Source organism: Halanaerobium saccharolyticum (assembly GCF_003259895.1).
GTDB lineage: Bacteria > Bacillota > Halanaerobiia > Halanaerobiales > Halanaerobiaceae > Halanaerobium > Halanaerobium saccharolyticum_A.
On the sequence record NZ_QLME01000016.1, the window covers coordinates 62,406 to 75,199 of the forward strand.

General features: G+C 34.9%; 11 protein-coding genes. All 11 read right to left on the bottom strand.

Translation table 11 applies throughout. The annotated features are described in order from the left end of the window. Nucleotides 1-34: 34 nt before the first annotated feature. The 11 genes from C7958_RS10635 to C7958_RS10685 all read right to left on the bottom strand — a co-directional run bounded on the left by C7958_RS10635 (nt 35) and on the right by C7958_RS10685 (nt 12,579). Entirely contained in the window at nt 35-1,003 is a 969-nt protein-coding gene (locus C7958_RS10635) for an ABC transporter permease (RefSeq protein ID WP_111572657.1), read from the bottom strand. Nucleotides 1,004-1,024: 21 nt separating this feature from the next. Next, nucleotides 1,025-2,527, bottom strand: coding sequence for a sugar ABC transporter ATP-binding protein (locus tag C7958_RS10640; protein WP_111572658.1), 1,503 nt, complete (start codon nt 2,525-2,527; stop codon nt 1,025-1,027). A gap of 10 nt (nt 2,528-2,537) precedes the next feature. Further along, entirely contained in the window at nt 2,538-3,614 is a 1,077-nt protein-coding gene (locus C7958_RS10645; protein WP_111572659.1) for a GntR family transcriptional regulator, read from the bottom strand. A 150-nt stretch (nt 3,615-3,764) separates the two neighbouring features. Continuing rightward, nucleotides 3,765-4,700: a sugar ABC transporter substrate-binding protein gene (locus C7958_RS10650; protein ID WP_111572660.1), complete on the bottom strand. Its 936-nt coding sequence runs from the start codon at nt 4,698-4,700 to the stop codon at nt 3,765-3,767. Nucleotides 4,701-4,802: 102 nt separating this feature from the next. Next, the gene (locus C7958_RS10655; RefSeq protein WP_111572661.1) at nt 4,803-5,801 is read right to left on the bottom strand and encodes an ABC transporter permease; all 999 of its coding nucleotides are present in this window, start codon (nt 5,799-5,801) and stop codon (nt 4,803-4,805) included. A gap of 5 nt (nt 5,802-5,806) precedes the next feature. Further along, a complete protein-coding gene (locus C7958_RS10660; RefSeq protein WP_111572662.1) occupies nt 5,807-7,300 on the bottom strand; it encodes a sugar ABC transporter ATP-binding protein in 1,494 nt (497 codons plus the stop codon). A 226-nt stretch (nt 7,301-7,526) separates the two neighbouring features. Continuing rightward, on the bottom strand, nt 7,527-8,885 hold the full coding sequence (locus C7958_RS10665; protein WP_111572663.1) for a PFL family protein: 1,359 nt from the start codon (nt 8,883-8,885) through the stop codon (nt 7,527-7,529). 70 nt (nt 8,886-8,955) lie between these two features. Then, nucleotides 8,956-9,225, bottom strand: a complete 270-nt coding sequence (locus C7958_RS10670; protein WP_111572664.1) for an ACT domain-containing protein — start codon at nt 9,223-9,225, stop codon at nt 8,956-8,958. A gap of 176 nt (nt 9,226-9,401) precedes the next feature. Continuing rightward, a complete protein-coding gene (gene xylB, locus C7958_RS10675; RefSeq protein ID WP_111572665.1) occupies nt 9,402-10,895 on the bottom strand; it encodes a xylulokinase in 1,494 nt (497 codons plus the stop codon). 32 nt (nt 10,896-10,927) lie between these two features. After that, nucleotides 10,928-12,094 (bottom strand): ROK family transcriptional regulator, encoded by a 1,167-nt coding sequence (locus C7958_RS10680; RefSeq protein WP_133960292.1) that lies wholly within the window; start codon nt 12,092-12,094, stop codon nt 10,928-10,930. Between the two features lie 149 nt (nt 12,095-12,243). Then, complete coding sequence (locus C7958_RS10685) at nt 12,244-12,579, bottom strand: cupin domain-containing protein (protein ID WP_208320756.1); 336 nt, start codon at nt 12,577-12,579, stop codon at nt 12,244-12,246. Nucleotides 12,580-12,794: the final 215 nt, after the last annotated feature.

Below are 12,794 nucleotides of genomic sequence, written 5' to 3' on the forward strand. Positions count from 1 at the left end.
GTGTGTAAATACACACTTAAATAATCAAATTAAATTACTTATTACTGTGAACTTTCACATCAATAATTACAGCACTTAGAAGTACTAAACCAACAACTAACTGCTGCCAGTAAACTGAAACTCCAAGCAGTACCAGTGCATTATTAACTAAAGCAACTAAGATTATCCCTAAAAAGGCACCTAATACTGTTCCTTCTCCACCAGTTAGACTAGCTCCACCAATTACTGCTCCAGCAATAGCTCTTAATTCAGCTCCTGTACCTGCTGTTGGAGTAGCCACTCCAAAACGAGCTAAACTTAAAATACCAGCAAAACCTGCTAAAGTGGAACACAATATATAAACCATTATTTTTATCTTATTTACATTTATTCCAGAAAATTTAGCTGCTTCTTCATTTGAACCAACATAATAAATCTTTCTAAATGTTTTAGAATTACGCATTAAAAAGTCCATAACTATTACTAAAATTATCAATATTAAACCAGGATTAGGAATTCCAAATGTTTTTCCTCCCCCGATAAAGTCAAAGGTTTGGGAAATACTACCGATACTAACAGGAGAACCTTTAGTAATTATATAAGCCATTCCACGCCCAATTGACATCATACTCAAGGTTGTAATAAAAGGACTTAAATGAATTTTAGTAATAAACTGAGAAATACTAAATCCAATAAAAACAGATAAACCTATTGAGATAAGTACAGCTAACCAGATATTTAAACCAAGTGTTACCATTGTCATGCCAGCAAGTACATTAGCAAAAGCCATAACTGAACCCACTGAAAGGTCAATTCCACCTACAACTAAAACTAAGGTCATTCCTACTGCCAGAATTCCATCCATAGATAAACCAATCAAAGTAGTATTAATATTATAGGCACTTAAAAATCCAGGTGCCATAAAACTTAATAAAGCTGCAAAAGCAATAATTATAAGTGCAAGAGATGCTTCTCGTAAACCAAATAATTTCTTTAGAAAACTAGAATCTTGTGTATTTTGCATTCCTATTTATCCCTCCATTTATTAATTTTTAAAATCATTTTTTCTACCTGAAGCATACATCATTATATCTTCTTCTGTTGCTCCCTCAGCATCAAGTTCACCTACTAATTCTCCCTGATGCATTACCAAAATCCTATCACTTAAACCAAGAATTTCCGGTAGTTCAGAAGAAATAAACATTACTCCATGACCATTATTAGATAATTCTCTTAAAGTTGAATGAATCTCAAATTTAGCTCCAACATCTATACCCCTAGTTGGTTCATCTAGAATTAAAACTCTTGGTTCAACTGCAAGCCATTTAGCTAATAAAACCTTTTGTTGATTACCTCCACTTAGACTTCTAACTGGCTGATCTAAACTTGCATATTTAGTATTCATTATTTCTACAAATTTTTCACCAATTTTATTAACTTTTTTCTTTTTAACGAGAGAGTTTTCAGATACCTGTTCCAGATCAGCGGCAACAACATTAGCATTTAAATCCATATCTAAAAATAACCCCTGTTCTTTTCGATCTTCGGTGATGTAGATTAAGCCCTGATCAATGTTCTTTCTGGTATTATTAGCTGTTATATCTTCATCCAATAATTCAATCTTTCCACTTTCCGGCTGGTTAATACCAAAAACCGTCCTCATTGTCTCTGATCTTCCGGCTCCAATTAAACCGAATAAACCTACTATTTCTTTTTCATTGACCTCAAAGCTAACATTTTTAAACTCATTTTTTCGACTGATGTTTTCAACTTTAAGAATGTTTTTGCCAACCTCAGTTCCTTTGTCAGGATAGGCCTGATCCAATTCTCTACCAACCATCATTCTAACAATATCATCTGGATCAACATCCTCTATTTTTCCATTACCAACATGTTCGCCATCTCGTAAAACAGTATAACTATCACAGACCTGAAAAATTTCTTTAAGTCGATGACTGATAAAGAAGATTGCAATTCCTTCTTCTTTTAATCTCATTAAATTTTCAAATAGAATCTGGGATTCAGTGTCGGTTAGGGAAGATGTGGGCTCATCCAGAATTAATATTTTAGCATTAATTGATAAAGCCTTTGCTATTTCGACCATCTGCTGTTCTGAAATACCTAATTTCCCCACCGGTTTTTTTACATCGATCTCCAGATTTAGTCTATCCAGTACTTTTTCTGCTTCCTGGCGCATCTGTTTAAAATTGACCATTCCTCGCTTTTTTTCAGGAACTCTTCCCATAAATATGTTTTCCGCAACACTAACTTCCGGACAGAGACTTAATTCCTGGTGAACAATACTTATTCCTTTTTCCTGAGCTGTCCGTGGATTTAAATCAGTCAACTCTTGACCTTCAAATACTATTTTACCTGAATCAGCCTGTAAAATACCGGTCATAATATTCATCAGTGTCGATTTTCCGGCACCATTTTCTCCACAAACTGCCTGGATCTCCCCTGGCTCAATTTTAATGTCTACATCTTTTAAAGCCTGAGTACCATAAAATGATTTGCTTATTCCATGCATTTCTAAAAGTTTGCTCATTTAATTTTAACTACCTCCTTCTTAACTCTTTACAAGAATCTCTAACTACTAATTCTGGATTATATAAAAATCTGGGCTTCTCAACCCCGATTTCTAGCATATTAAACAATAATCTAGCAGCATGTCTTCCTAATTCTTCTTTTGGGTGTCTAACAGAAGTCAGTCTAACATTTGTTGCTGTTGCTAGTATCGAGTCATCATAAGAAACAACCGAAATATCGTCCGGAACTTTTAAACCATTATCAATAATTGCTTTAACAACATCAACTGCAATTTGATCATTATAGCAGACAACCGCTGTCGGTCTATTTTTATGAGACAGCATCTTATCCATCCAGTGATAAGGGTAAGATGAAATTTGACTTGTGATATAGGTGCCGACCTCTGCTGATTCTGGATCAACCCCGTAATCACTTAATGCTTTTTTAAACCCTTTAAGTCTAAAAACTCCCTGCAGATCATCTTCCTTAAAAACCCCAGCAATATTTCTGTGGCCCAGCTGCATTAAATACTGCGTTGCCTTATAACCACCTTTGTAATCATTTACAATTGCATAGGAAGGATCCAATTCTCTATAATAAGCATTTAACATCACAAAAGGAATATTTTTTTCCTTAAGTTCCTGATATAGATCCATATTATGAGTGTCTACAGCACTTTTGGTAGGCTCAATAATTAAACCATCAACCCCATTATCCATAATTTTTTTTAAGTGTTTTCGTTCTTTATTAGGATCATTATCTGTATTGGCAAGATTTAAGGTGTAGTGTTTTGAACTAACTACCTCTTCAATTCCGGAAATAATATTTGGAAAGATATAATTGGACAGATAAGTTGTGATAACTGCAATCCTTTTTTCTTTAACAAAATTTTCAGGGTTTTTATAAAAAGTACCTTTTCCACGCTCTCTGCTTACAACCCCCTGTTTTTCCAGTTGATCTAGAGCTCTTCGTATAGTATCTCTACTAAAATCAAACTTTTCCGCCATTTGTGATTCTGAGGGTAATAATTCACCATCATTCAACTCATTTTTATTAATATACTCTTTATAAAAATCCATAACCTGCTTATATTTTGCTTTTTTCATAATACCACAACTTCCCCTACAAATAATTTGCTTGTATGTACCTTTAAATTAATTATATATTACTATGTTAAAAAAATCAATGTTTTTTGAAAAATTTATAAACTATTAGGAGGCAAAGATTTCTTGCCTCCTAATAGTTAAATTTAGTTCTTAATTATATGGAAGCTCATCATAGTTATACTCATCAACAATCATTGTAGGAGTAACTGTAAATTGTGGTAATTCTTCTCCTTCAATGTGGGCTTTAATTGATCTCATTGTAATTCTTCCCATCTCAGTTGGGAATACAGCTAAAGTACCTGTTAAGTCACCTTCTCCAACATCTTCAATTGCATCAGGGTTACCATCAATTCCCAAGGTGAATACTTCTCTACCCATGGAATTTGCAGCCTGAGAAGCTCCCTGAGCCATAGCATCGCTCATACCAAAGAATAAGTCAACATTTGGTCTGGCCTGCAGTAAGTTCTCTGCCACATTCATTCCCTTTTCTCTTTCCCAATCAGCTGGCTGAGAAGCTACAATTTCTATTTCCGGGAATTTTTCTAATACTTCTAAAAATCCACCATTTCTTTCTGTATTATGGAAACCTGGAACACCCTCTAAAACAGCAATCTGGCCATCAAGTTCTCCATGTTTTTCATGAAGAAGCTCTACCGCTCTTAATCCTACTTTACGGCCGCCGGCACGCTGATCATAGCCAACATATGTTACAACTTCTCCACTTTCTAATTCTGTTAAAGAGTTAAATACAAAAACCGGAATTCCTGCTTCATTAGCCTTTTCTACAGCAGGTGCAACCGCCTGATTGTTAATCGCATATAAAGCAATGGCATCAACTTCCCGCTGAATCATATCTTCTACCATACTAACCTGTTTTTGAAAATTAGTTTCTCTATCTGGAGCTAATTTGTATAACTTCCAGCCATATTCTTCTGCCATCTGAGTAGCACCTTCGTTTGTTGCTTTATAAAAAGTACTGGTTAAAGCGGGAGAAATCATTGCTACCTCAAAATCATCCTGTGCATAAACCCCAAAACTAAATAGCATGATAAATAATAGTGATAAAACTAATGTTTTTTTAATCAATTTAATTTCCTCCTTTTTTTAATACAAATCAGTGTCAGTGTTAATTAAAAAAATCTCTCTGGTCTTATCACCCCCTTTTCTTATGTAAATAAGTTTAAGAAACTAAGATTTTAAACCAGCGAAAAATGCACTTAAAGTTCCATCCTGATCTTCACTGCTCTGTTTTCTAACCACATCAACAGTAACAGCTAATAAAATAATCAAACCTAAGATAACTCTCTGCCAGTGTGAAGAAACTAATAATAAGTTGAGACCATTTCGGACAACACCCATAATCAGTGCCCCAATTAAAGAACCAATGATTTTTCCCCGGCCACCACTTAAACTTGTACCACCAATAACAACAGCAGCTATAACATCAAGTTCAAAACCATCTCCTGCTACAGATGTAGCCGCATCCAGACGTCCGGCAAGAATCATTCCCGAAAGAGCAGCAAAAAGTCCTGTTAGTGCATAAACAATAGTTTTATATTTTTTAGTATCTATCCCGGATAAAATCGCTGCCTCTTCATTACCACCAACAGCATAAGAATAACGTCCAACTTTTGTTTTGTTTAAAAGAAAATAACTTATCAAATAAATAATAGCCATTAAAATAGCTGGAAATGGAATCGGTCCAATCATTCCAGCTCCTAAATATTTAAAAGAATCTGGTAGACCATAAATAGGTGCTCCATCTGTATAAACAAAAGAAAGCCCACGAGCAACTCCCATCATACCTAATGTTGAAATAAAAGGTGGTAGCGGAATTCGTGTTATTAATACACCATTTAATATTCCTAATAGAGCTCCGATCAATAATCCTAATAAAACAGCCACCCAGACATTCCAGCCTAAACTTACCATCATTCCGGCAGTCAAACAGCTGGATAAACTTAAGACTGAGCCAACTGATAAATCAATTCCACCTGTGATAATTACAAAAGTCATTCCGGCTGCCGCAATAGCAATTAAAGATGACTGCCTTAAAATATTCATTAAATTAGTTAAAGTCAAAAAATATGGTGTTGCTAAAGTCATTATAATTCCTAAAAGCACTAAGCCGGTTAAAGCACCTAATTCTTTTCCCAATGAATCCTTTATATTTTTTAAAATTTTCATCTACATCACTCCCTGGTTGCCAGACTTAAAATTTTTTCCTGATCTGCCTCGTCTATATCTAATTTTCCTGCTATTTTCCCATGATTCATGACCATAATTCGATCACTCATCCCTAAAATTTCAGGTAATTCAGAAGAAATCATTATAATTCCAACACCATTTTCTGCCAGCTGATTCATTAAACTATAAACTTCTTTTTTAGCTCCAACATCAATTCCCCTGGTTGGCTCATCAAAAATTAATATCTTTGTGTCCCGAATCAACCATTTTGCTAAAACAACTTTTTGTTGATTACCACCACTGAGATATTTCACTTCCTGCTCCGAACCTGGAGTTTTGATATTTAATTTTTTTATATAGGCTTCTGCTAATTTTTTATCTTTATCCTTTTGTAAAACTATACCGTTCATCACCTGTGATAAATCAGTCAAAGATATATTTTCTCGCACAGATCTAACAAGCACCAATCCCTGTTTTTTTCGGTCTTCTGTTATAAACCCAATTCCTTTTTCAATTGCATCCTGTGGATTCTGGATTTCGACTTCCTGATTATCTATCAAAATCTTTCCGCTTTCTTTTGGATCAGCCCCAAAAATACAGCGCATTAATTCAGTTCTACCAGAACCTACTAAACCTGCAAAACCTAAAATTTCTCCTTTATTCAAAGAAAAAGAAATATTTTTTAACAATTTTTTTGTTGCTAAATTTTTAACTTCTAAAATTTTATTGTCAATCTTTATTTTTCGAGGAGGAAATTGTTCCTTTAATTCTCTACCTACCATCTCATTAATTAATAAATCTTTATCAGTTTCCGAAATTGGATGGGTGGCAATATATTGTCCATCTCTAAATACAGTAACTCGATCAGCTACTTCCCATAGTTCCTTAAGTCTATGAGAAATATAAATTATCGAAATACCTTTCTTTTTTAGATTTTCAATTGTTTTAAATAATTCTTCTATTTCATTCTCCCCTAAAGCAGCAGTCGGTTCATCCATTATAATTATATCTGAATCCATAGATAAAGCTTTTGCTATTTCTACCATTTGCTGCATTGCAACACCTAAATCTGCAATAATAGTATCAGGATCAAGATTAATACCCAGATCATGTAAAATCTCACTACTTTTATTATACATTTCATTTTTATTAATTACAGTATTCCCCTTCAACTGCTCGCGTCCCAGAAAAATATTTTCAGCAATGGAAAGATAGGGAACTAAATTAAATTCCTGATAAATAACACTGATCCCTAATTCGCGAGAATGCCTGGGACCTTTAATATTAACTTTCTCCCCTTTTACTTCGATTTCTCCACCATCTCTTTTATGTACACCCGAAATAATTTTGATTAATGTTGATTTACCAGCACCATTTTCTCCAACAAGTGCATGGACTTCTCCTTTTTTTAGATCAAAATCTACCTGATCTAAAGCCAGTACTCCCGGGAATTTTTTTGTAATTGAAGATAGTTTCAAAATACTCTGTGAATCATTCATTTAAATCACCCCTTTATCCAACGTTTTTTTAAAAATATTCCAATAATCAAGTACAAATACACATACATATAATTTATTTGTATGTACTTTTCTAAATGAATTATACAGCAATATTCTGAAAAAATAAAATATTATTTTAATAATCTCACAAATAAAAATATCAGCCTTGCTGTCTTAGCCTTCGGCTGATATTTTTAAATACTATTCTAATATTATATTTAAATATTTAATTCTTAAGACTCTGCAATGGTGCCGGAATACGACCACCTCTGGCAATAAATTCACTGCTGGAAAAATTACTAACTTTCATTATTGGAGCTCGACCAAATAAACCTCCGTAAACTACTTCTTCTCCCACATCTTTACCGGGAACCGGGATCACTCTCACTGCGGTTGTCTTATGATTAACCATTCCGATTGCAGCTTCATCAGCAATTATTGCAGAAATTGTGTCTGCTGTAGTTTTGCCGGGAACTGCTATCATGTCCAGGCCGACTGAACAGACTGCAGTCATTGCTTCTAGTTTTTCCAGACTTAAGGCACCTTTTTCCACAGCCTCTATCATTCCAGCATCTTCACTGACAGGAATAAAGGCTCCACTTAACCCACCAACATGTGAAGAAGCCATTACCCCGCCTTTTTTAACTGCATCATTTAGAAGGGCAAGAGCAGCAGTGGTTCCATGAGCTCCCGCTACTTCTACTCCCATTTCCTCAAGAATCCTGGCAACACTGTCACCAACCGCTGGAGTCGGCGCCAGAGATAAATCAACAATACCTGCAGTTACTCCTAGTTTTTCGGAAGCCTCTTTTGCAACCAGCTGACCCATCCGGGTAATTTTAAAAGCAGTCTTTTTGATAGTTTCTGCAACTACATCAAACGGTTCTCCTTTAACTTTTGTTAAAGCAGCTTTAACTGCACCCGGACCAGAAATACCTACATTTATCATACATTCTCCTTCTCCAACACCATGAAAAGCTCCGGCCATAAATGGATTATCTTCTGGAGCATTGGCAAAAACAACCAGCTTACTGGCTGCTACTCCACCATTATCAGCGGTAAGTTCAGCACATTTTTTTACTACTTTACCCATCCGGGCAACAGCATCCATATTTAATCCGGCCCTGGTAGTACCAATATTAACAGAAGAACAAACTCTTTCGGTCTGGGCCAGCGCTTCTGGGATTGATTCAATTAATTTTTTGTCAGCCTCTGTCATTCCCTTATGAACCAGAGCTGAAAATCCACCAATAAAATCTACTCCAACTTCTTTTGCAGCTTTGTCCAGAGTTTTAGCAAACTCTACATAATTTGGATCATCACTGGCGGCTGCGACAAGTGAAATTGGAGTTACCGAGATTCTTTTATTGATAATTGGTATATCATATTTAACTTCAATTTCTTCTGCAGTTTTAACTAAATCACCCGCATATTTTATAATCTTATTATAAATTTTTTCTCTGGCCTTTTTGCCATCACCATCTGCACAGTCACTCAGGGAAATACCCATTGTAACCGTTCTTATATCTAATTTTTCTTCTTCTAACATTCTGATTGTTTCCATAATCTCATATGTATTTAGCATAAACTCACTTCCTCTCAAACTCTAAAACTACCAAAGCAATTTTTACAATCAAAAAATTCTCTAATCCCATTTAAATCCGGTGCATAGAACGGAAAATATCTTCGTGCTGTAATTTAATTGAAACTCCCAATTTTTCCCCTTTTTCCTTTAATTCCTTTTTTAAATCCTCCAGAGGTATCTCTAAGCCCTCAAGATCAACAAGCATTGTCATAGTAAAATACTCATTAAGAATTGTCTGATTGATATCTAAAATGTTTACTTTTTCATCTGCCAGAAGTGTACTAACTTCAGCAATAATTCCTCTCTGGTCAACGCCAATTACACTAATAATTGCTCTCATCAAAATCTTCCTTTCTCTTATAGAATAAATACTCACAACTCTACTGCTCTGTTTTTAATAGTTTATAATTCTTATCATTTATCTTATCATTTATTTAATTTCTTTACAACAAAAACCGCCGGCATTAACACCGACGGTTTAAATAACTTATATTGTTTTTATATTTTGAAGATAAATTATTTTAAGTCTTTAAATCTATCTTTTAAATCCCCATAAAGCCCCTGGTAAATCTCATAATTCCGCCTGTACTTTTTTACATTTTCTGTTATTGGCTCAACTGTTTTAACAACTTCTACCAGTTCTTCTACAATTGATTCAAAATCAGAAAAGACTCCGGCTCCAACTCCAGCAATTATTGCTGCTCCAAAAGCTGGACCCTGTTCAATATTAATAAGACTGATTGTTTCTCCAAAAATATCAGCAGTAATCTGCTGCCAGAGCTCACTATTTGCTCCTCCACCAATTAAACGGATTTCATCAATCTCTACTCCACGAGCTTTGATTAATTCCAGAGAATCTTTGAGAGCAAAGCTGACACCTTCCATTACACTGCGGATAAAGTGACCTCTTTGGTGTTTACCAGAAATTCCAAAGAATACGCCTCTGGCATCTGCGTCTGCATGTGGTGTTCTTTCTCCATATAAATAAGGTAAGAAAGTTAAACCCTCACTCCCGGCTGCCACAGCAGCTGCTTCCTTATTTAATTGTTCAAAATCAAGCTCATTATTAAACATTTCTTCTTTCATCCACTTAAAGGACATTCCAGCTGAAAGCACAACTCCCATCATATAATAACTGTTTGGCACTGCATGATTAAAGAGATGAATTCTACCTTCGGGATCCGCCTTAGCCTGATCAGTCTGAGCCACAACTACTCCTGAAGATCCAAGGCTGGCCATAACTCTACCGGCCTTAATAATTCCACTTCCAATGGATCCACAGGCATTATCTGCACCTCCGGCTACTATCTTAGTGGAAGTTGATAAACCAGTCTGCTCTGCTGCCTCAGCAGTGACAGGACCAACTATGTCAACTGATTTTAGTACAGGCGGCATAATTGACTTTTCAAGTTCTAATTTTTCCATCATCTCTGCTGACCAGTCTTCTGCCTTAACATCACAGAGTAAAGTTCCAGCTGCATCAGATAGATCCATTCCTAACTCTCCGCTCAACTTATATCTTATGTAATCTTTGGGTAATAATACTTTTTCTAACTTTTTGAAATTTTCCGGTTCATTATTCCGCAGCCATAAAATTTTGGGGGCTGTAAAACCCTCTAAAGCTGGATTAGAAACTAACTCTGCCAGTTTTTCTATTCCTCCAACTCGCTCATAAATTTCCTCACATTCAGCTGAAGTTCTGGTATCACTCCATAAAATTGCAGGTCTAATAATTTCCATATTTTTATCTAAAAAAACTGAACTATGCATCTGACCGGAAAAACTAATTGCTTCAATTTTAGAATTATCAATTTCATTCTCTGAGATTAAATCCTTGATCACTTTCTGACTGGCCTCCCACCAGTCTTCTGGATTTTGTTCTGCCCAGCCTGATTGGGGAGTCGCCAGCAGATAACCCTCACTATTTTCTGCCACAATTTCACCATTTTGATCCATCAAAAGTGCTTTAACCGCACTTGTACCAATATCCAAACCTAAAGAATACTGCAAAATAAACACCCCTAATTAGAATTAATTAAAAACTATGTCACTATTTCTACACTGAGATTAAAAATTTGAGCTGCAAGACCATAAATAGTTGCCATACCTTCCAGCTCAGTAAATTTAAGGTCGACAAACTCACGTGAAATTTTTAATGATTTCTGGTCAACAACTTTGTTAATATTTTCCATTAAATAACCTTCAGCTCTTATAATACCTCCACCAATAACTATGTGTTCCGGACTTAAGCTGTTGATTATATTTACCAGGCCAATTCCAATATTACAGCCGCTTCTTTTAATTATGCTTTTTAAGTTATCATCTTCTTCAAAATCCAGCTCATAGATCTGATCAATAGTTAAATCGCTGCCTAAATATCTATTGACCTCATCCCGCATAAAAGATTCCGAAGCCAGAGTTTCCCAGCAGCCATCATTACCGCAGTGACATTTTGGTCCATCACTATCAATAATTAAGTGTCCGAATTCACCGGCATTACCGCTGGCCCCTGTATATAACTTCCCATCCAGAAAAATTCCACAGCCAATCCCTTCATTAATCGAAACAAAAACAAGATTTTCAATATCAGGATAAACAAATTCCTTTTCTCCAATAACTGCTGCTTTAGCTTCATTTTCCAGCAGTACAGGAAAATCAAAATACTGAGCATAAAATTTAGGTATTTCCAGATCATGCCATCCCAAATTCGGAGCAAATTCCAGACTATTCTGTTCTCGATCAATTAAAGCCGGGACTCCGACTCCAAGCCCCAGTATTTTTTTTCTTTTAAGCTGCTGTTTATCAAGTAATCTTTCAATCTCAGCCTTAATTTTCAGCAAATTCGATTCAGCAGACTGCTGATAATCTATATCAATATTTTTCCCATCCAGAATTTCAAATCCCAGATCAAAAAGATATAATTGACTGTGATTTACTCCGATATTAAGGGTTAACATATATCCTTTTTTGGGATTAACCTTAATATAGACAGGTTTTCGACCACCATTGGAGCTCCCCTTTTCGGTTTCAATTACATATTCATCTTCAATTAATTTTTTAACATGGTTGGTTATTGTGGCAGCACTATAACTTGTATTCTCTGCTAACTCCTTACGGGTTATAGGGCCGTGCCGATGAATAATCTTAAATATTGAACCCTGATTTAAATTATGAATAAAAGTTGAATTTCCTACACGCTGTTTGTTCATAAATATCAATCCTTATCTCCTTATTAATTTAAGTTTTAATTTAATCCTTAAATTATCTTCTGTTTATATATTCTTGCTTCTTAATAAGATTCCTGCTTTTATTAGTAAATTTTTTTAAAACAGCTAAATTATTTTTTAAAATCATCTCTCTATTCTAAAAAATCTTCTCTCTGGGGTGTAAATACATCCAGGATTACTGAATCAGCAAGTGCTTTAACCCCATGCTCAACATTTTTTCCGGCATAAAAACTATCGCCTCTGGTCAAAACCTTCTTTTCGTCTCCAACTTCGACCTCAAATTCTCCTGCAAGAATATAACTGATCTGTTCATGTTGATCATGACTGTGTTTTTTTCCGATTCCACCCTTTTTAAAATGAACTTCAACAGCCATCATTGAACCTCCACGACTTAAAATCTTACGTTTTACCTTTGCTTCCAATTCTTCAAATTCGATTTCATTATTTTTTAGAATAATTTTTTCCATTCTTCTCGCCCCTTTAATTATTATAATATATTTTGAGTGTATATCTTTATTAACATTTTCTCATATATTTAATTTTAAAGCAATCTTTAGGGAACTAAAAAGAAATTGTTTTATATCTTAAGTAATGTATAATAAGTTGTGTAAATTAAATTTGATACTTTTTTAAAATAAAAAAAGAGGAATCCTTCTTTGAGTGGTTGAATTATTTATTAGCG

Coding starts and splice junctions, on each gene's coding strand:
- C7958_RS10670 (WP_111572664.1), bottom strand. CDS start 9,225: ATGAGAGCAATTATTAGTGTAATTGGCGTTGACCAGAGAGGAATTATT.
- C7958_RS10680 (WP_133960292.1), bottom strand. CDS start 12,094: ATGAACAAACAGCGTGTAGGAAATTCAACTTTTATTCATAATTTAAAT.
- C7958_RS10685 (WP_208320756.1), bottom strand. CDS start 12,579: ATGGAAAAAATTATTCTAAAAAATAATGAAATCGAATTTGAAGAATTG.
- C7958_RS10640 (WP_111572658.1), bottom strand. CDS start 2,527: ATGAGCAAACTTTTAGAAATGCATGGAATAAGCAAATCATTTTATGGT.
- C7958_RS10660 (WP_111572662.1), bottom strand. CDS start 7,300: ATGAATGATTCACAGAGTATTTTGAAACTATCTTCAATTACAAAAAAA.
- C7958_RS10645 (WP_111572659.1), bottom strand. CDS start 3,614: ATGAAAAAAGCAAAATATAAGCAGGTTATGGATTTTTATAAAGAGTAT.
- C7958_RS10655 (WP_111572661.1), bottom strand. CDS start 5,801: ATGAAAATTTTAAAAAATATAAAGGATTCATTGGGAAAAGAATTAGGT.
- C7958_RS10635 (WP_111572657.1), bottom strand. CDS start 1,003: ATGCAAAATACACAAGATTCTAGTTTTCTAAAGAAATTATTTGGTTTA.
- C7958_RS10665 (WP_111572663.1), bottom strand. CDS start 8,885: ATGCTAAATACATATGAGATTATGGAAACAATCAGAATGTTAGAAGAA.